The organism is Mesorhizobium sp. (genome assembly GCF_005063415.1).
Lineage (GTDB): Bacteria > Pseudomonadota > Alphaproteobacteria > Rhizobiales > Rhizobiaceae > Mesorhizobium.
This window is the reverse complement of sequence record NZ_SUEG01000407.1, coordinates 1-255: the sequence shown is the minus strand read 5'-3', so window position 1 is coordinate 255 and position 255 is coordinate 1. Positions and strand designations below refer to the sequence as shown.

Annotated in this window: 1 protein-coding gene; it reads right to left on the bottom strand. The window is 67.1% G+C overall.

The window, feature by feature from the left end:
• A partial coding sequence (locus tag E5W70_RS32830; RefSeq protein ID WP_292665524.1) for an SDR family NAD(P)-dependent oxidoreductase occupies window positions 1-255 on the bottom strand: 255 nt, incomplete at both ends.

The window sequence follows — 255 nt, the reverse complement described above, 5'->3', positions numbered from 1 at the left end:
CCAGGACATCACAGACCAGGCCGTGTGTGGACAGAAAGCCCTCCAGGCGCGTTGGGGCATCGCCTCCCACGAGATCCAACTCGAGCGTGAATGCCTCGCCGCCCGCCTCCCTAACCTCAGACGCCGCGGCGGCCAAACCCTCGGGCGAGCGGGCAACCAGCACAACCGCACCGCGCTCCCTTGCAGCGACGCTCGCAATCGCCCGGCCAATTCCACCCGAGCCGCCAATCACGACGATAGCTGGCCGGAATTCAC